The 17361-nt window shown below is 66.8% G+C and carries 18 protein-coding genes; 9 read left to right on the forward strand and 9 right to left on the reverse strand.

The window, feature by feature from the left end; translation table 11 throughout:
• Positions 1–5: 5 nt before the first annotated feature.
• The 7 genes from AAG816_RS00875 to AAG816_RS00905 all read right to left on the reverse strand — a co-directional run bounded on the left by AAG816_RS00875 (position 6) and on the right by AAG816_RS00905 (position 6070).
• Positions 6–836 carry an ABC transporter ATP-binding protein gene (locus AAG816_RS00875; RefSeq protein WP_341987406.1) on the reverse strand — a complete coding sequence of 277 codons (831 nt, stop codon included), beginning with the start codon at positions 834–836 and terminating at the stop codon, positions 6–8.
• Between the two features lie 82 nt (positions 837–918).
• Positions 919–1920, reverse strand: coding sequence for an ABC transporter substrate-binding protein (locus AAG816_RS00880; protein WP_341987407.1), 1002 nt, complete (start codon positions 1918–1920; stop codon positions 919–921).
• 114 nt (positions 1921–2034) lie between these two features.
• Positions 2035–2391: a cupin domain-containing protein gene (locus AAG816_RS00885; RefSeq protein ID WP_341987408.1), complete on the reverse strand. Its 357-nt coding sequence runs from the start codon at positions 2389–2391 to the stop codon at positions 2035–2037.
• Between the two features lies 1 nt (position 2392).
• Complete coding sequence (locus tag AAG816_RS00890; protein ID WP_341987409.1) at positions 2393–3427, reverse strand: zinc-binding alcohol dehydrogenase family protein; 1035 nt, start codon at positions 3425–3427, stop codon at positions 2393–2395.
• A 20-nt stretch (positions 3428–3447) separates the two neighbouring features.
• Complete coding sequence (locus AAG816_RS00895) at positions 3448–4353, reverse strand: 3-keto-5-aminohexanoate cleavage protein (RefSeq protein ID WP_341987410.1); 906 nt, start codon at positions 4351–4353, stop codon at positions 3448–3450.
• A gap of 8 nt (positions 4354–4361) precedes the next feature.
• Complete coding sequence (locus AAG816_RS00900; RefSeq protein WP_341987411.1) at positions 4362–5123, reverse strand: SDR family oxidoreductase; 762 nt, start codon at positions 5121–5123, stop codon at positions 4362–4364.
• 8 nt (positions 5124–5131) lie between these two features.
• The gene (locus AAG816_RS00905; RefSeq protein ID WP_341987412.1) at positions 5132–6070 is read right to left on the reverse strand and encodes a dioxygenase; all 939 of its coding nucleotides are present in this window, start codon (positions 6068–6070) and stop codon (positions 5132–5134) included.
• A gap of 165 nt (positions 6071–6235) precedes the next feature.
• Between AAG816_RS00905 and AAG816_RS00910 the strand changes: the two genes are divergently transcribed.
• Positions 6236–7345, forward strand: a complete 1110-nt coding sequence (locus AAG816_RS00910; RefSeq protein ID WP_341987413.1) for a LacI family DNA-binding transcriptional regulator — start codon at positions 6236–6238, stop codon at positions 7343–7345.
• Positions 7346–7383: 38 nt separating this feature from the next.
• Here AAG816_RS00910 and AAG816_RS00915 read toward each other — a convergent pair whose 3' ends face one another.
• Positions 7384–8004 (reverse strand): flavin reductase family protein, encoded by a 621-nt coding sequence (locus AAG816_RS00915; RefSeq protein ID WP_341987414.1) that lies wholly within the window; start codon positions 8002–8004, stop codon positions 7384–7386.
• A gap of 238 nt (positions 8005–8242) precedes the next feature.
• On the opposite strand from AAG816_RS00915, the gene AAG816_RS00920 reads away from it, so the two are divergent.
• The 7 genes from AAG816_RS00920 to AAG816_RS00950 all read left to right on the forward strand — a co-directional run bounded on the left by AAG816_RS00920 (position 8243) and on the right by AAG816_RS00950 (position 14739).
• A complete protein-coding gene (locus AAG816_RS00920; protein WP_341987416.1) occupies positions 8243–8524 on the forward strand; it encodes a DUF1427 family protein in 282 nt (93 codons plus the stop codon).
• Between the two features lie 173 nt (positions 8525–8697).
• Entirely contained in the window at positions 8698–10557 is a 1860-nt protein-coding gene (locus AAG816_RS00925) for an amidohydrolase (RefSeq protein ID WP_341987561.1), read from the forward strand.
• A gap of 83 nt (positions 10558–10640) precedes the next feature.
• The gene (locus AAG816_RS00930) at positions 10641–11000 is read left to right on the forward strand and encodes a DoxX family protein (RefSeq protein ID WP_341987417.1); all 360 of its coding nucleotides are present in this window, start codon (positions 10641–10643) and stop codon (positions 10998–11000) included.
• Positions 11001–11280: 280 nt separating this feature from the next.
• The gene (locus tag AAG816_RS00935) at positions 11281–12090 is read left to right on the forward strand and encodes an ABC transporter permease (protein WP_341987419.1); all 810 of its coding nucleotides are present in this window, start codon (positions 11281–11283) and stop codon (positions 12088–12090) included.
• 89 nt (positions 12091–12179) lie between these two features.
• Entirely contained in the window at positions 12180–12998 is an 819-nt protein-coding gene (locus AAG816_RS00940; protein WP_341987421.1) for an ABC transporter ATP-binding protein, read from the forward strand.
• Positions 12998–14395 (forward strand): hypothetical protein, encoded by a 1398-nt coding sequence (locus tag AAG816_RS00945; RefSeq protein WP_341987423.1) that lies wholly within the window; start codon positions 12998–13000, stop codon positions 14393–14395. Before AAG816_RS00940 ends, AAG816_RS00945 begins: the two co-directional genes overlap by 1 nt.
• Entirely contained in the window at positions 14392–14739 is a 348-nt protein-coding gene (locus AAG816_RS00950; protein ID WP_341987426.1) for a cupin domain-containing protein, read from the forward strand. Before AAG816_RS00945 ends, AAG816_RS00950 begins: the two co-directional genes overlap by 4 nt.
• 8 nt (positions 14740–14747) lie before the next feature.
• Here the strand turns inward: AAG816_RS00950 and AAG816_RS00955 are convergent, their stop codons facing one another.
• A complete protein-coding gene (locus tag AAG816_RS00955; protein ID WP_341987427.1) occupies positions 14748–15521 on the reverse strand; it encodes a ferredoxin--NADP reductase in 774 nt (257 codons plus the stop codon).
• 226 nt (positions 15522–15747) lie between these two features.
• On the opposite strand from AAG816_RS00955, the gene AAG816_RS00960 reads away from it, so the two are divergent.
• Complete coding sequence (locus AAG816_RS00960) at positions 15748–17340, forward strand: CoA-transferase (protein ID WP_341987428.1); 1593 nt, start codon at positions 15748–15750, stop codon at positions 17338–17340.
• The last annotated feature ends 21 nt before the right edge of the window (positions 17341–17361 follow it).

The raw sequence follows: 17361 nt of genomic DNA on the forward strand, positions 1-17361 counted from the left end.
CTCCCTCAGTGGCCGACGGATGTGTCTTCGAACAGCATCTGGGAGATGCGGCGGGTCAGGATCTGAAATTCCGGGCCGTCCTGATGGCGGACGTCCAGGTGGTGGCAGTTCAGCTCGGCGCGCACCTGGCCGGGATGAGGCGAGAGCACGACGACGCGGGAACCCACCAGCACCGCTTCCTCGATAGAATGGGTGACAAAAACCAGCGTGAAGCGCACGTCATCCCACAATTGCAGCAATTCTTCCTGCATCTTGCGGCGGGTGAGGGCGTCGAGCGCCGCATAGGGCTCGTCCATGAGCAGTACATCGGGCCGCATGGCCATGGCGCGGGCGATGGCCACGCGCTGCTTCATGCCCCCGGACAGCATGTGGGGATAGGCATCGGCGAATTTGCTCAGATTCACCTTGGCGATGGCATCCAGCGCCCGCGCATGGGCCTCGGCGCGGGGAACACGATTCTCCAGCATGGGGAAGGCCACGTTATCGTGGACATTCTTCCAGGGCAGCAGCTGATCAAACTCCTGGAACACCATCATCCGGTCTGGACCCGGCCCCGTGACCTCCTTGCCCTTGAGGGTGATGGTGCCCTCCACCGGCTTGATGAAGCCGGCGATGGCTTTGAGCAACGTGGATTTGCCGCAGCCGGAGGGGCCGAGCAACACCAGCCGGTCCGCCGGGTGGATGTCGAAACCCACCCGGTAGGTTGCGGTGACCAGATGGTCCGGCGTCTTGTACTGCAACGTCACGCCATCCACCGTCAGGACCGGCTGCGGGGCCGGTTGCGATGCGGCGTCTTGGCTCGCGGCAAGGGGCGGCTTGCGTTGAACGAGGGCCATGGTTTCCTCCTGGAAGCGCGGGCGGCGCTTGAGACCTGCGGCGGCCGCTCTTCCGGCGGCGCGCCGTTCCGGATGCGAGGGGTCAGTTGCTCGCGGTGCTCTGGATCGGTGCCAGGAACACGTCCTTGAACGAAGCAGGGACGGTCTTCAGCACGCCGATGCGGCTCATGAAATCCGCGGTGGCCTTCACGCCATAGACCGCGACGCCGAAGTCATCGGGCATCGCCTTCAGCATGGCTTCCACCTTGTCCACATCGAGGATCTTGGATGGCTCGACCTTCAGGTAGATTTCGGCCGCTTTGCGCGGGTTCGCGCGGATGAAGTCGGAGGCCTCGGTGAGAGCCGCGACCATGATGCCGGGTAGCTTGGGGTTAAGGTCAATGTAGCGCTTGGTGGCACCAAGCACCAGGAATGAGGATCGCCCACCGAAGGCCGCTTCGGAGGTGGTGACCACATGGGCCTTGCCGCTGGCCAGCGCGATCTGGGTAAAGGGCGGAGTGGAGACATAGGCCTTCACCTCGGTCGAGCCCGACATCATCGCATTGAGGGCCTCGGGATGGGGCAGCGCGACCACCTGCGGCTTGAGCTTGTCCTGTTGGCCGGGGCCGAAGACCTTCTCGGAGACCATCTGCAGCGCATACATCTGGGGTGAGACCAGCGCCGGCATGGCGATCTTGTCGGTGGGGGCGAAGTCGGCCAGAGACTTCACGTCGGGCCGATTGGTGATGAGGACCAGCGGCGAAGAGTTCACCCCGGCGATGCCGAAAATCTGCTGCGGCGTCCCCTTGGCCTTGTCCCAGGCGATCAGCATGGCCGCCACCCCATAGACGCCCATGTCCACCGAACCGGAGAGAATGGCGTCCTGCATGGCCGAGGAGCCGGAAAAGCGCTGATAGGAGGTGGTGATGTCGAGGCCGGCTTTCTTCGCCTGGCTCTCCACCATCTTCATCTCGTCGGCCACGAACATGGGCAGGAAGCCGATGCCGAACCCGATCCCGATCTTCACCTGGGCCTGGGCGACGGCCGGCAGGGTGGCGGCCAGCATCAGCGCGAGGGGGACGGCGCGTCTGAGTGTCTTGAACATGGCAATTTCTCCCGGATGTCTATTGGTTGCGCCGTTGGCGTTCGGCGGATTGTCAAAAAAGACCTTAAGTCTTCCGGTTGGCTAACGCTTGAAATACTCTTGAATGTCCTTTTCTCACAGCGGCGGTGATGCTGCGGGCGCCAGCGGCATGGCCAGAACCACGATCACCGGGCGGTTGGTCTTGTTCTTGAGCGCCCGTGGTTCATTGGGCGCGATGCGGCAACTGTCCAGCGGGTTGAGCAGGGTCTCTCCGTCCGGCGTCTCGACGGTTAACTGCCCTTCGATGACCAGGTAAATCTTCTCCAACGGCGAGGCACTGGAGGTGATGTATCCACCCGGCAGGATCTGCGACATGCCCATCCATAGGGTCTCGCTGGGTCCAGCCTCCTTGCCCTGCAAATACAGGCAGCGCATGTCGTGGTGCTCGGCCGGAAAATAGCTCGGTGCGTCCGCAAGTCGGGTCAGGTGCATGTCAATCCTCCGACGGCTTGAGGACGATGCGATCGCGGGCGGAGCCCATCACCGCCACATACGCCTCCTTGGCCGCCTCAAGCGGATAGACTGCATGGGGCAGAACAGGGAACGGCTTCAGATGCCCGCTGGCAAACCCCGGTACGATCTCCCGCAGCACCGCGCCGGTGGCGGGTGAGGACAGGGCCAGCGTGTCGATGCCCACATAGGTGTGGCGACCGCGGTAAAATTCGAACACGTTGAACTGGACGATCTTGTCCACCGCCGCGATCAGGATCTGCCGGCCCATGATGGCCAGCGACTTGTGTGCATCCTGGAAATAGGGATCGCCCACAGTGTTGAAGACGATGTCCGCGCCGCGGCCCTCGGTGAGGCGGCGCACTTCGGCGGCGACATCGCCGGCGGCGGCGTTCACCACCTCCACCGGGGCCGAGGCGTGACCGGCATAGGCTTCATCCTTTCGCACCACGCCGATGACGCGGGCGCCGAGCCAGGTGGCGATCTGGGTCGCCGCCTGGCCCACCTTGCCGTTGAGGCCCATCACCAGCACCACGTCTCCCGCCTTCGGCAGGCCGGCACGACGATAGCCCTCGATGGCGGTCACGAACGGCACGCCGATGCCGGCAGCCTCCAGGGCGGTGATGTTGGCGGGCTTCTCCACCAGCGCGTCCGCCTCGACCACCAAGTGAGTGGCGTGGGTGCCGTCGCGCCGGATCCCGAGATCGCCGGACGAGCCGAACACCTCGCGGCCGATCCACTCCGCCGGGCCGTCGATGACCAGGCCCGCATAGTCGCGGCCCGGCGTGCGCGGGAAAACCGCATAGGGCATCATGCCGATGGCGGCCTTCACGTCGGACGGGTTTACACCCGCGGCGGCGATCTTCACCAGCACGTTGCCCGGGGTGCGGCGCGACAGGCACCGCACCTCGATCTTCGGGGAGATGAGGCCTGGGGTTTCCGCCTTGGCTGTGAGGCGCAGGCAGCGCGCCTCGACGGCCTCGGTGCCGGTTTCAAAGGTGGGTGACAGAGCGGTCATCGCTTGATCCTTCACGCCAACTACGCCGCATCCGCCAGCCGGGTCGGCAGGCCGAGCATCTCTCGTACTTCCCTGGGGGTGGCGATCTGGGCGCCGAGGTCCTGCGCCATGCGCCGGGCCTTCTCCACCATCGCCGCATTGGAGGGGGCAAGCTCCCCCTTTGACAAATAGACCGCGTCTTCCAGCCCCACCCGCATATGTCCGCCGGCCAGATAGGACTGCGCCGCCATTTGGAACGATGAGCGCCCGACGCCGATGGCGGTGAAATGCGCATCGCGCGGCAGCATCCCACGGGCGTAGAGCACCGTCTCCGGGCTCGGCTGAAAGCCGTAGCGCACGCCCATGACGAAGGAGCACAGCGCTGGCCCGCTCAAGGTGCCGTCGTCCAGCAGCGCATGCATCAAGGCGATGTCGCCGGAATCGAACAGCTCGATCTCCGGTCGGACGCCTGCCTCGCGGATCACCTTGGCCATGCGCCGCACGTTGCCGGGGGTGTTGATGACCACCTGCGCACCAGAATTCATGGTGTTGAGGTCCAGGGTGCAGATGTCCGGCTTCAGCGCGCTCACGTGGGTCACCCGCTGCTCCGGCACCATCAAGGTGGTGCCGGGCGCGGCGACTTTCGGATCGTCCGGGGACGGCACGAAGCGCCCGCCTGGGCCGGTGGTGAGGTTGAGGATGAGCTGCGGATTTCTGGCGCGGATGCGCTCGACCACGTCGCGATAATAGTCGAGCGCCATGGAGGGCGCGCCGGTGTTGGGATCGCGCACATGGATATGGACGATGGCCGCCCCGGCCTCCGCAGCTCCCAGGCAGGCGTCGGCAATCTCCTCGGGGGTGATCGGCAGGTGCGGTGTCTGGTCCGGCGTGGTCAAATTGCCGGTGACGGCGCAGGTGATGAAGATCTTGTCGCGGGGGGCGTACATGCTCGGGCTCACAGGGCGCGGCCTCCGTCCACCACCAGCACGGAGCCGGTGGAGAATCCCAGATGGGTGGCGCAGGCGAGGATGGCCGCAGCCACATCGTCGGCGGTGGCGATCCGCTTGAGCGGGATGGTGGCGGAAACCTTGACGTTGAAGTCCGGCCCGCGCCCCGGTACGAAGCCGGTATCCACCACGCCGGGCGATACCGCCAGCACCCGCACCTCCGGCGCCAGTGCGCGGGCGAGCGACTTGGTCATCACGTCGATGCCCGCCTTCACCGCGCAATAGGCGATGCTGGAGCCGACGCCATTCGCGCCGGCAATGGAGGACAGTGAGACGATCAGGCCGTCGCCGGAGGCTTTGAGCAGCGGCGCAAAGGCGCGCACGGTGGCGAACTGGCCGCGCCAGTTCACCTGGAACATGCGGTCGATGAGGTCATCGTCCAGCGCGTCCAGGTCCGCATGAGGCACCGGCTTGGTGAAGCCGGCGCTGTTCACCAGGATGTCGAGGCATCCATAGGTGGCAGTGATGGCCTCGCGCAGGGCCAGCAGGGTCGCGGTGTCGGCCACGTCCGCGGGGAAGGCGGCGTGGCCTGCGCCGGGCAGGCCCGCCAGCAGGGTCCCTGCCGCCTCGGCCTTGTCAGCCCCGGGGCGATGCGTGATCGCGACCTTGGCGCCGGCTTCGGCAAACATGCGCGCCGCCGCGGCGCCGATGCCGCCGGCGCCGCCGACGATCAGTGCCACTTTGCCGGCGATGGAAAGGGGATAGCTCATACGCGCGCTCACTTGATGGGCGGGAAGGGGAGCTTGGCGATGCCCGGCTCCATCACGAAGGTGTAGTCCAGCGTGTACCAGGGCCCCGTCACATCGGGCGCCGGCGACGTACCCGCGTCGTGGCGGCGGTATTCGCCGATGAGATGGCGGGTGACGCCGAATACGACATCGCTGTCCAGACGCTCATCATCATCGACAAACACCTGCGTGACCAAGGTCTTGAATCCGTCGCGGAAGCCCAGGAAGTGGATGTGCGCGGGGCGGAAGGGATGGCGCTTCTGGGCGCGCAGGATGTCGCCCACGGGACCGTCGGTGGGTACCGGATAGCCGGCGGGCTTTACTGAGCGGAAGGAGAAGTAGCCCTCCGCATCGGTGAAGAACTTGCCGCGCAGGTTCATGTCCACCTGCTCGGGATCCTGGTTCTCGTAATAGCCCACGGGTGAGGCATGCCAGACGTCCATTTCAACGCCGGGAATGGGCGCGCCTGTGGGGTCGAGCACGCGGCAGGTCACGAACAGCGGGTCGCCCGGCGTGGCGCAGCGCACGATCGAGCCGCCGTTCTCCGTCTTCGGCGAGTGCATGCGCCAGAACGGTCCCAGGAGCGCGGACGCGGTTTCCGTGGCGCCGGCATTGCCATTGTTGAGCAGGCAGACAAGGGTGGAGAAGCCGAGGATGTCGGCGAGCAGGATGCCCTCGTTGTGGCTGTCGTTGGTGGCCTGGCCCACCCGGTTCAGGAAGGCGATCGCGAGGTCGTATTCCTCTTCGGTGAGCTTCACCTCCCGGGCGAAGGCATGCAGATGGCGCACCAGCGCATCCATCACCACACGCACGCGGTCCGCAGGCGCCCCCTCCATGGCGGCAAGAACCACCCCGGTGAGGTCCTCCTCCCGTTCGATGATGCCTGATCGCGCATCGGCGACCACCGCAAGGCGTGCGGCGTCCAACATGGCGTTCTCCCTAGGATTGCTTTTTACAATCGATTGCAGGCAGGCTCTACAATCGATTGCAGCTTGTCAATCGCGAATTGGCGGATCAGGGTCCGAGGGACAGGTTTCGCGCAGAATCGGCCGGATGGATGGAATCAGGTGGCGGGACAGGACACGACAGGCGCAATGGCTCCCTCACCCCCGATCACCCTCAAGCGGCTGGCAGAGGCCACGGGCGTCCATCCTTCCACCGTCTCCCGTGCGCTGAATGAGAAGACCCGCCATCTGGTGGCGGCCGACGTGGCCGAGCGCATCCTGGCGGCGGCGCAGGCCTTGGGCTACACGCCCAACCGCCTGGCTGCGAGCCTGCGCACCGGGCGCTCGCGGCTGATCGGCGTCATCCTGCCGGATATCGCCAATCCGGTGTTTTCGCCCATCCTGGGCGGCATCGCCGAGGTGTTGGCGGCGGCCGGCTATTCCCCGGTGGTGGCGGACGCGGGCGATGACACCTCGCTGCAGACCCTGTTCGTGGACAATCTCATCAACCATCAGGTGGATGGGCTGATCCTCGCCACCGTGACCCGCGAGGACGGGGTGGTGAGCCACTGCCTGGCGCGGGGCGTGCCGGTGGTGCTGGTCAACCGCTTCGAGCAGCGCGGACGGGTGTCGGCCGTGGTGTCGGACGATGCCGCCGGCATGTGCCTGGCGGTGGATCATGTGGTGGCGCAAGGTCATGCGGTTATCGGCCATGTGGCCGGGCCGCATCATCTCTCCACCGGAGAACTCCGGCGCAGCGGCTACGGGGCGGCCATGGCGCGCCACGGCCTGGCGCCGCACGTGGAGGAGGCCGAGCGCTATGCCCGCGAGGCGGGCATCGGCCCCGCGCTGCGGCTGCTGGACACGGTCCCGGGCCTGACCGCCATTCTGGCGGCCAATGATCTTCTCGCCTTGGGCGTCTATGACGCGCTGCACAGCCGCGGCCTGTCTTGCCCCGGCGACATCTCCGTGGTGGGTCACAACGACATGCCGTTGGTGGATCTGGTGGCCCCACCGCTCACCACGGTGCGGATCAGCCACCGCGACATGGGCCGCGAGGCGGCGCGCCTGCTGTTGGAAGAGATTGCCGACGGCGCCGATGTGCGCCGCCGCATCGTCCTGCCGCCGGAGTTGGTGACCCGCGCCTCCACCGGGCGCCCAAGTGGGGGTGCCGGCCGGCGGTTCGTCACCCCGTTGGGGGGCAGGCCGGATGGGCTGCCGCCGTTCCGCCGGCAGAAACGTCCCGGACTCGGCGACTGAGGGAGGCGCCGACGCGCGCCGCCCTTCGCTTGCCGTCCCTAGGCGCCCGGGCGCAGCATCTGGAACATGATGTCGGGGCTGATCTGGGCATAGCCGCCCGGGCCGCCGGCCCGCAGGATCGGGTAGGCGTCCGCGGTCTGGTAGATGCCGTCCTTGAGCAGGCGGCGGTCGATATGCACGCCCACCACCTCGCCCAGCACCAGCCAGGCGGAAATATCCTTGCCGTCCGCGGCCTTGAGCTGGATCAGCTGCGAGAGCCGGCACTCGAATGACACCGGGCTTTCCGCCACGCGGGGCGCGGCGATCTTGCGGCTGGGTGCGGGCGTGAGGCCGGCGAGGGCGAACTCGTCCACCTCCGGCGGCACCGCGGCGCAGGTGGCATTCATGGCCTCTGCCAGATCGCGGGTGGCGAGGCTCCAGCCGAATTCGCCGGTGCGCTCGATATTGGCGACGCTGTCCTTCCAGGAGGTGCTGGAGAAACCGATGATCGGCGGGCGGTAGTTGAAGCCGTTGAAAAAGCTGTAGGGGGCGAGATTTAGCACGCCGTCCGGGGCGCGCGAGGAGATCCAGCCGATGGGGCGCGGCCCCACGATGGCGTTGAACGGGTCATGGGGCAGGCCATGGCCTGCGGCGGGCTCGTAGAAATAGGATTGGTCCACCGGGGGCCTCGCGCTGCTGCTGATACTGACCGCAGATACGCCGGTCTGAGCCAGGTGCAAAGGCTCCTTTGGGATGCGACACGCGGGCCGGGGTTTCAGACAAAAGGCCGGCGGATCCGACAAGACCCCATCGCGCCCTCTGCCTAGCCTCTGCGCAACGGACCCCGTCCGACGTCAGGAGACAGCCTATGGCCAAGGCGGCGAAACCCTTTCCCGGCACGGCCCGAAAGCCCATGTGATGAAGCTTTATCTGGCCTCTCTCGCCGTGGGCGTGCTGGTGGGCGTGCTCTATGCCCTGGTGGGCGTCCGCTCGCCCGCGCCTCCGGTGGTCGCTTTGCTGGGCCTGCTCGGCATGCTGGCGGGCGAGCAACTGCCTGATGCGGTGCGCCAGGCCCTCAAGGGCGAATGGCCGACGCTGGGGATCGTCTCGCGCCCGGCCGCCGCGCCCACCGCCGCCGCCCCGACCGTCCCCGCCAAGGCAACGGACGGCGGCGGCACCCCTCCCGTCACGCACGGTTAGTCCGCTCGCACGCACCCAATGGCAGGCGCCCCCGCGCCCTCCCACTCGAAGGACCGTATGCCATGGCTGACCTGACACGCCGGGACGTTGCCCTCGGCACCGCCGCCTTCACCGCATCCAGCCTGTTCGGCCGCGGCGCCGCCGCCCAATCGCCTGCCCCAGAGGGATCGAAAATGACCGCTGACCTGATCCTCGTGAACGGACGCTTCACGACGCTCGACACCTCGAATCCCAATCCCCAGGCAGTGGCCATCGCCGGCGGCAAGTTCCTGGCGGTGGGCGACGAGCGGGACGTTCGCGCGCTCGCCACGCCGACGACGCAGGTCATTGATTTGAGAGGCCGCCGGGTCATTCCCGGGCTGATCGACAGCCACATGCATATCATCCGCGGCGGGCTCAATTATAATATGGAGCTGCGCTGGGATGGGGTGTTCTCGCTGGCGGATGCCATGCGCATGCTCAAGCAGCAGGTGGATCGCACGCCGGCGCCGCAATGGGTCCGGGTGGTGGGCGGCTTCACCGAGCAGCAATTCGCCGAGAAGCGCCTGCCGACCATCGAGGAGTTGAACGCGGTGGCGCCGGACACGCCGGTGTTTATCCTGCATCTCTATGACCGCGCCTTGTTGAATGGCGCGGCTTTGCGGGCGGTGGGCTATACCAAGGATACGCCCAACCCGCCCGGCGGCGAGATCGTCAAGGATGCGGCGGGCAACCCCACCGGCCTGCTGCTGGCCCGGCCCAATGCCACCGTGCTCTATGCCACCCTGGCCAAGGGGCCGAAGCTGCCGGCGGAATATCAGAAGAACTCCACCCGCCATTTCATGCGCGAGGTGAACCGCCTGGGCGTGACCGGGGTGATCGATGCGGGCGGCGGCTTCCAGAATTATCCGGATGATTACGCCATCATCGAAGAACTGCACAAGGATGGGCAGCTGACGGTGCGCATCGCCTATAATCTCTTCACCCAGAAGCCGAAGGAGGAGCTGGCCGACTTCTCCGGCTGGTCGAAGCAGGTGAAGCCGGGGCAGGGCGATGACCTCTATCGCAACAACGGCGCCGGCGAGATGCTGGTCTATAGCGCCGCGGACTTCGAGGATTTCCGGGTCGAGCGGCCGGAAATGCCGGCGAACATGGAGACCGACCTGGAGCCGGTGATCCGTCTTCTGGCCGAAAATCGCTGGCCCTGGCGCCTGCACGCCACCTATAACGAGACCATCGACCGCGCCCTCAATGTCTTCGAGAAGGTGAACAAGGATATTCCCTTCACCGGCCTCAACTTCATCTTCGATCATGCCGAGACCATTACCGACCGCAACATCGACCGTATTGCCGCTCTGGGCGGCGGCATTGCGGTGCAGCACCGAATGGCCTTTCAGGGCGAGTATTTCGTCGAGCGTTACGGTGCCCGCGCCGCCGAGCGGACGCCGCCGGTGCGGCGGATGCTGGAGAAGGGGGTGAAGGTGGGCGCCGGCACCGATGCCACCCGCGTCGCCTCTTATAATCCTTGGGTTTCCTTGTCCTGGCTGGTCACGGGCAAGACCTTGGGCGGCATGTCGCTCTATCCGGCCTCCAATCGGGTGGATCGGGAGACCGCTCTGGGGCTGTGGACCCATGCCAATACCTGGTTCTCCACCGAGGAAGGCAAGAAGGGACGGATCAAGGTCGGGCAGCTGGCCGATCTCGCCGTGCTGTCCGAAGATTATTTCGCGGTCGAGGATGATAAAATCAAGGATATCACCTCGGTTCTCACCCTGCTGGGCGGAATGCCGGTGCATGGGGATGGCGACTTCAAGCACCTGGCGCCGGTGCTGCCCGCGCCCATGCCGGACTGGTCGCCGGTGGGCACGTTCGGCGGCTATCGGAAGCGGGCGGAGTCCTCCAGCGAGAGCAAGTATGCCATGGCTGCGGCCTGTGGCTGCGCCAGTTCCTGCGGGGTTCACGGCCATGCCCATGCGGCCGCCTGGACTGCGGATGCGCCCACCTCCGATACCGGCTTCTGGGGCGCGCTTGGCTGCTCCTGCTGGGCGTTCTGAGCATGGCCGGGCGGAGCGGCGCGCCAGCCGTGGCGGAACGGCTGGCAGATCTATACACGGCGCCGCTGATCCGGTGGCTGGCGATGCTTTTTCTGTGCGCGGCTTATCTTCAGGGCGGGCTGGCAAAGCTGGTGGATTTCCAGGGCGCGGTGGCGGAGATGGTGCATTTCGGCATCGCCCCCGCCGCGCCGGTGGCGGCGGCCACCATCGCCCTGGAACTGGGTGCCTCGGTGCTGATCCTGTCCGGCCGCTATCGCTGGGCGGGAGCCTTGGCGCTGGCGGGATTTACCTTCATGGCCAATCTGTTAGCCAATCGCTTCTGGGAGCTGGCGCCGCCCGAGCGGATGATGTCCGCCAACGGCTTCTTCGAGCATCTCGGCCTGGTGGGCGGCTTCCTGCTGGTGGCCTGGTTCGACCTGCGTCGGCGGGCCGATCGTTATTAGGGACGCGGCTGGGGTCGGGCGGGGGCATGTGACATTGTCCATGCGTCCATCCCGTTTGGCTCCGAAATTCCCCACGATGATCACGTCCGTATGAGACGCGATATGTCCCATCCCACGGGTGCGACACATCCGGCGCGCCGCCGGTCCGTCCTGCGGTGCCGCGGCCGGGCGCGCGCGCCCGTCGGCTTTCCCCAGCTTGGAGCTTGACGAGGTCCAGACAGTCCTATTAACTATCGAGTTAATTAAGGGCGATAATCGCCCGGCTCCGGGGAGGAGCGCCATGGCGCGCAGCGAAAGCCGACGCCGCATCCTGGGGGCCTTGCAAGGCCCGTGGCTGCGGCCTGCCATCTTATTGATCGCCCTGGTGGTGCTGTGGGACGTGGCCATCCGGCTGTTCCACATTCCCGCCTATCAGGTGCCGGCCCCCACCGACGTCATCATCACCCTCTATCGCGAGTGGCCCATGCTGCTCTCCGAGGCGGTGCCCACCACCACGGCGACCGTGTGCGGCTTCCTGCTTTCGGCGGCGTTCGGCATCCCCATGGCCATGCTGATCGCCTCCTCCAAGACGGTGGAGAGCTATGTCTATCCCCTCCTGGTGTTCTCCCAGTCGATCCCGAAGGTGGCCATCGCGCCGCTGTTCGTGGTGTGGTTCGGCTTCGGCATCTTTCCCAAAGTGATCTCGGCCTTCCTGCTGGGCTTCTTCCCGGTGGTGGTCTCCGCGGTGCAGGGCTTCAAGTCGGTGGATCCGGATCTGATCGATCTGGCCCGCTCCATGGAGGCCAAGGGCGTGCAGACGTTCCGGATGGTGAGCCTGCCCTTTGCCATGCCCGCCATCTTCGCCGGATTGAAGGTCTCGGTGACGCTGGCGGTGGTGGGCGCGGTGGTGGGCGAGTTCGTCGGCTCCAATTCCGGCATCGGCTTCGTGCTGCAGCGCTCGATCGGCAATTTCGAACTGCCCACCATGTTCGCCGCTTTGGTGGTGCTGGCGATGATCGGCATGATCCTGTTCTGGATCATCGATGCGGTGGAGCGGCTCGCCATCCCCTGGCATGCCAGCCAGCGCCATGACTTCGTGGTGGCGGTCTGACCGTCTGAGGTGCGCGGGGCGGTGGGCCGTCCTGCTGCGTTGCGTGCCCCGTTTCGAGCCCCGGTAGCGATCAAACCCGCGAGGATCTTATGGCGCGACCCCATCTGCGGCTGGCCAGCGAAGCTCCGGCGCCTTCGCCGCGCCCAATCATCGAAATGGCCGGCGTATCGAAGACCTATCGCACCCGCGATGGCGATGTGCCCTCGCTGCGGCCGATCGACTTCACCATCAACGCCGGCGAGTTCCTGGTGGTGGTGGGCCCGTCCGGCTGCGGCAAGTCCACCTTGCTGAAGATGGTGGCCGGCCTGCTGCCGCCCAGCTCCGGCGAGATCCGGGTGGAAGGGCGCGTCATCACCAAGCCGCACGGGGATGTGGGGGTGGTGTTCCAGCAGCCGCTGCTGCTGCCGTGGCGCTCGGTTTTCTCCAATGTGATGATGCCGGTGGAGGTCAAGCATCTCGATCGCGACAGCCACGCCAAGCGCGCCCACGAACTGCTCAAGATGGTGGGCCTGCAGGATTTCGAGCGCAAATATCCCTGGCAGCTGTCCGGCGGCATGCAGCAGCGCGCCGCCATCTGCCGCGCTTTGGTCCACGACCCCAAGATCGTGCTCATGGACGAGCCGTTCGGTGCGCTGGATGCCATGACCCGCGAGAAGATGAATGTGGAGTTGCAGACCATCCAGCGCGCCACCGGCAAGACCGTGCTGTTGATCACCCACTCCATACCGGAAGCGGTGTTTTTGGCCGACCGGGTGCTGGTGATGAGCGAGCGCCCCGGCTCCATCGCCGCGGTCTATGACGTGGACATCGAGCGCCCGCGCACCCTGGATGTGATGGCCGACCCCAAGTTCGTGGCGCTGACCCAGAAGATCCGCCACCATTTCTACGCCCATGGCGGCCTGGATTGATGGACGCGCCGGCCTTCGCGCTCGGCGACATTGCGCTGTTCGAGCGGCCGGTGGAGTTTGTCACCCCGTTCCGGTTCGGGGCGGTGACGGTGGAGCGGGCGCACCAGGCGTTCGTGCGGGTGGAGATCGTCCTGGCCGACGGCCGGCGCAGCATCGGCGGCACCGCCGAACTGATGGTGCCGAAATGGTTCGACAAGCGCCCGCACCTCTCCCCTGAAGCCACCGTGGACGAACTGCGCGGCGCCCTGGCGCTGGCGCGGGCGCACTATCTCGCCACGGAGCGGCGCGCCACCGCCTTCGGCCACCATGGCGCCTGCTATCCCGCCCATATGGCGGCGGCCACGGCGGCGGGTCTGCCGGCGCTGGCGGCGGCGTTCGGCCCGGCGCAGATGGACAAGGCGATCCTGGATGCGCTGCTGCGGGCGCAGGGCATCGACGTCTTCACCGGCTTCTCAGGCAATGTCATGGGCCTCGATGCCCGCCTGACGCCGGACCTCAGCGCCGACCAGATCACCGCCTTCCTCGCCGCCCGCCGCCCCCTGCCGCAGGTGGCGCTGCGGCACACCGTGGGCATGGCCGATCCCTTGACCGGGCCGGGCGGGCTGGCGGCCATCGTTGAGGAAACCGGCGCCCGCTTTTTCAAGCTGAAGCTCTCCGGCGATGGCGCCGCCGATGCGGCGCGTCTGGCGGCGATCTGGCAGGTGCTGGAGCAGGTGGAGGGCGCCCGCGCCAGCCTGGATGCCAACGAGCAATATGCCGATCTCGCCAGCCTGCGCGCCTTGCTGGCGCAGCTCAGCTCGGACGCGGCCCTGCGACCTTTGTTCCACCGGCTGCTCTATCTGGAGCAGCCTTTGCCGCGCGACCTCACCCTGGAGACGCCGCTGGACGGGCTGGGTGCCGATCTGCCGCTGATCATCGACGAGGCCGACGATAGCTATGGCGCCTTTCCCGCCGCGCGGGCGCTGGGTTATGGCGGGGTGTCGTCGAAATCCTGCAAGGGCCTCTACAAATCCCTGCTGAACGGCGCCCGCGCCCGCACCTTCGGCGGCTTCCTCACCGGGGAAGACCTCACCTGCCAGGCGGGGCTGGCGGTGCAGCAGGACACGGCGCTGGCGGCCTTCCTGGGCCTGACGCATGTGGAGCGCAACGGCCATCATTATGCCCCCGGCTTCGGCGCCGCGCCGGCGGCGGAAGCCGGGCGCTTCGCCGCCGCGCATCCGGATTTTTACGAGACGACCGCCGCCGGCCCGCGTCTGGCGATCCGCGCCGGCAAGCTGGAGACCGGGGGCCTTGGCGTACCGGGCTTCGCCTCGGCGGCCTTGCCCGATTGGGACAGCCTGTCGCCGCTGTGGACGCCCAACGCCGCCCCTCTCAACCCGGAAGGCGTCCTGCCATGAGCGAAGCCAATTTCATGATCGCGCGGCTGGACGAAATCCCCGCCGTGCCGTGCCCCTGCGGCTTCGCCCGCCGGGCGTTCGCCACCGCGGACAATGCGCTCGCCACCGTCCATCTCACCGACATCACGGAAGATGCGCGGGTGCACTACCACAAGCATATGACCGAGATTTACGTGATCCTGGAGGGGGAGGGGGTGATGGAGCTGGATGGGGAACGCATCCCGGTTGGCCCGCTCACCTCCATTTTCATCAAGCCGGGCTGCCGGCATCGGGCGGTGGGGCGCATGCGCATCCTCAACATCCCGATCCCGGCCTTCGACCCGGAGGACGAGTGGTTCGACTGAGCGCCCGCTTATTTCTCCACGAACGCCTTCTCGATCACATATTCGCCCGGCTCGGACATGCTGCCCTCCGTAAAACCCTCCCGGTCCAGATGCGCCCGCACGTCCGCCAGCATGGCCGGGCTGCCGCACATCATCACCCGGTCGTCGGCGCGGGAGAAAGGCGGCAGGCCCAGATCGGCGGCCAGCTTGCCGGAGACCAGCAGATCGGTAATGCGGCCGGTGTTGCGGAACGGCTCGCGGGTCACGGTGGGGTAATAGAGCAGCTTGTCCGCCACGCTCTCGCCCAGCACCTCGTCCCGGGGCAGGGCCTTCGTGATGAGGTCTTCATAGGCCAGTTCGGCGACGAAGCGGCAGCCGTGCACCAGCACGACCTTTTCGAACCGCTCATAGGTGTCGGGATCGCGGATGATGCTCATGAATGGCGCCAGCCCGGTGCCGGTGCCCAGCAGATAGAGATGGCGGCCGGGCAGGAGATTGTCATGGATCAGCGTGCCGGTGGGCTTGCGGCCCACCAGCACCGTGTCGCCCACCTTCAGATGCTGGAGCCGCGAAGTCAGCGGCCCGTTCTGCACCTTGATGGAGAGGAATTCGAGCTGCTCGTCATAGTTCGGGCTGACCATGGAATAGGCCCGCAGCAGCGGGCGCCCCTCCACCTCCAGGCCGATCATGGTGAACTGGCCATTGAGATAGCGCAGCGTGCGGCTGCGGGTGGTGGTGAAGGAAAACAGCGTATCGGTCCAGTGATGCACGGAGAGGACCTGCTCGCGGTCGAGATGGCTCATGACAAGGCTCGCTTGGACGTTGCGCGCGGCGACGCGCCGGGGACAGGAGGGGGCCGCCGCGCCCCCGCAAAGGGGCCGCGCGCATTGACGGGTGGATGGGTTTGAAATTATAACTAACTAGTGAGTTAATCAAGAGCGCGTCCCATGCGGCGCGCCGCGATGACGAAGTCGGCGCCAAGCCGGCCACGACGCAAAAGCGCGGCACAGCCGCCGGGGGAGGACGATCATGGGCATGCGGGTGATCAGCGCGCGTGAGGCGGCGCAGATGGTGCGCACGGGCGATACGCTCCTGATCGGCGGCTCGGGCGGCGGGCATGCGGTGCCCGATACGCTGATCGCCGCCGTGGCCGAGCGCTTCCTGGCCGAAGGCGCGCCGCGCAACCTTACTACGGTGCATCCGGTGGGCCTGGGCGACCGCAAGAGCCGCGGCATCGGCCATCTGGCCCATGACGGCCTCTTGAAGCGGGTGGTATGCGGCACGCTGGTGGATTCGCCGCCCGTCGAGCGCATGGCGCTGGAGGACCGGGTGGAGGCCTACACCCTGCCGCAGGGCGCCATCTCCCAGCTCACCCGCGAGATGGCGGCAGGACGGCCGGGCCTCATCACCCACACCGGCCTTGGCACCTTCGTGGACCCGCGCCTCGGCGGCGGCCGCCAGAGCCCGAGCGCCACCGAGGATCTGGTGGAGGTGGTGCAGCTCGCCGGCCGCGAATGGCTGTTCTACAAGCCGTTCGTGCCGCAAGTGGCGTTTCTGCGCGGCACCACGGCGGATGAGGATGGCAACATCTCCATGGAGCAGGAGGCCATCTTCGGCGAGATGCTGTCCATGGCCCAGGCCACCCGGCGGGTGGGAGGACTGGTCATCGTGCAGGTGAAGCGCCTCGCCCGACGCGGCACGCTTCCCCCCAAGAGCGTCAAGATCCCCGGCATGATGGTGGATTATGTGGTGGTGGACCCCACCCAGATGCAGACCTATGTCTCCGACTATAATCCGGCCTATGCGGGCGAACTGAAGATCCCGCTGTCCGCCATCGAGCCGTTGGCGTTCGATGCCCGCAAGGTGATCGCCCGGCGCGCGGCGCTGGAGCTGTTTCCCGGCGCCATCTGCAATCTGGGCTCGGGCATTTCCACCGGCATCGCCACGGTGGCGGCGGAGGAGGGCATGCTGGAGGCCATTACGCTGACCAATGAGCAGGGCCTCATCGGCGGCGCCCCGGCCACCGGCAATGAGGTGGGCGCCAGCCGCAACTATCACGCCATGATCGACCAGCCCTATCAGTTCGATTTCTATGACGGCGGCGGGCTGGAGCTGGCCTTCCTCTCCTTCGCCGAGGTGGATGGCGCCGGCAGCGTCAATGTCTCGCGCTTCGGTGATCGCATCATCGGGCCGGGCGGCTTCATCAACATCTCGCAGAATGCCAAGAAAGTGGTGTTCTCCGGCACCTTCACCGCCGCCGGCCTCGACATCTCCTGGCCCGACGGCCAGACCCGCATCGCCCGCGAGGGCCGCGACCGCAAGTTCGTGGCCGGGCTGCAGCAGCTCACCTATAGCGGCGCCTATGCTGGCTCGGTGGGGCAGGAGGCGCTCTATGTGACCGAGCGGGCGGTGTTCCGTCGCAACGAGGCCGGGCGCATGGAACTGATCGAGATCGCCCCCGGCGTGGATCTGGAGCGCGACGTGCTGGCCCAGATGGGCTTCCGCCCGGACATCTCCACCGCGCTCAAGCCCATGGAGGCCCGCCTGTTCCGGCCCGAGCCCATTGGACTTGAACGCAGCCTAAAGGTATCGCAACGTCCTGAGCGTGCGTCGCGGGCCTGAGGGCTTCCGGCGGCGCAACCG

The organism is Azorhizobium sp. AG788, from assembly GCF_943371865.1.
In the GTDB taxonomy this organism is placed as follows: domain Bacteria; phylum Pseudomonadota; class Alphaproteobacteria; order Rhizobiales; family Xanthobacteraceae; genus Azorhizobium.

Coding starts and splice junctions, on each gene's coding strand:
- AAG816_RS00875 (WP_341987406.1), bottom strand. CDS start 836: ATGGCCCTCGTTCAACGCAAGCCGCCCCTTGCCGCGAGCCAAGACGCC.
- AAG816_RS00880 (WP_341987407.1), bottom strand. CDS start 1,920: ATGTTCAAGACACTCAGACGCGCCGTCCCCCTCGCGCTGATGCTGGCC.
- AAG816_RS00885 (WP_341987408.1), bottom strand. CDS start 2,391: ATGCACCTGACCCGACTTGCGGACGCACCGAGCTATTTTCCGGCCGAG.
- AAG816_RS00890 (WP_341987409.1), bottom strand. CDS start 3,427: ATGACCGCTCTGTCACCCACCTTTGAAACCGGCACCGAGGCCGTCGAG.
- AAG816_RS00895 (WP_341987410.1), bottom strand. CDS start 4,353: ATGTACGCCCCCCGCGACAAGATCTTCATCACCTGCGCCGTCACCGGC.
- AAG816_RS00900 (WP_341987411.1), bottom strand. CDS start 5,123: ATGAGCTATCCCCTTTCCATCGCCGGCAAAGTGGCACTGATCGTCGGC.
- AAG816_RS00905 (WP_341987412.1), bottom strand. CDS start 6,070: ATGTTGGACGCCGCACGCCTTGCGGTGGTCGCCGATGCGCGATCAGGC.
- AAG816_RS00910 (WP_341987413.1), top strand. CDS start 6,236: ATGGCTCCCTCACCCCCGATCACCCTCAAGCGGCTGGCAGAGGCCACG.
- AAG816_RS00920 (WP_341987416.1), top strand. CDS start 8,243: ATGAAGCTTTATCTGGCCTCTCTCGCCGTGGGCGTGCTGGTGGGCGTG.
- AAG816_RS00925 (WP_341987561.1), top strand. CDS start 8,698: ATGACCGCTGACCTGATCCTCGTGAACGGACGCTTCACGACGCTCGAC.
- AAG816_RS00930 (WP_341987417.1), top strand. CDS start 10,641: ATGCTTTTTCTGTGCGCGGCTTATCTTCAGGGCGGGCTGGCAAAGCTG.
- AAG816_RS00935 (WP_341987419.1), top strand. CDS start 11,281: ATGGCGCGCAGCGAAAGCCGACGCCGCATCCTGGGGGCCTTGCAAGGC.
- AAG816_RS00940 (WP_341987421.1), top strand. CDS start 12,180: ATGGCGCGACCCCATCTGCGGCTGGCCAGCGAAGCTCCGGCGCCTTCG.
- AAG816_RS00945 (WP_341987423.1), top strand. CDS start 12,998: ATGGACGCGCCGGCCTTCGCGCTCGGCGACATTGCGCTGTTCGAGCGG.
- AAG816_RS00950 (WP_341987426.1), top strand. CDS start 14,392: ATGAGCGAAGCCAATTTCATGATCGCGCGGCTGGACGAAATCCCCGCC.
- AAG816_RS00955 (WP_341987427.1), bottom strand. CDS start 15,521: ATGAGCCATCTCGACCGCGAGCAGGTCCTCTCCGTGCATCACTGGACC.
- AAG816_RS00960 (WP_341987428.1), top strand. CDS start 15,748: ATGGGCATGCGGGTGATCAGCGCGCGTGAGGCGGCGCAGATGGTGCGC.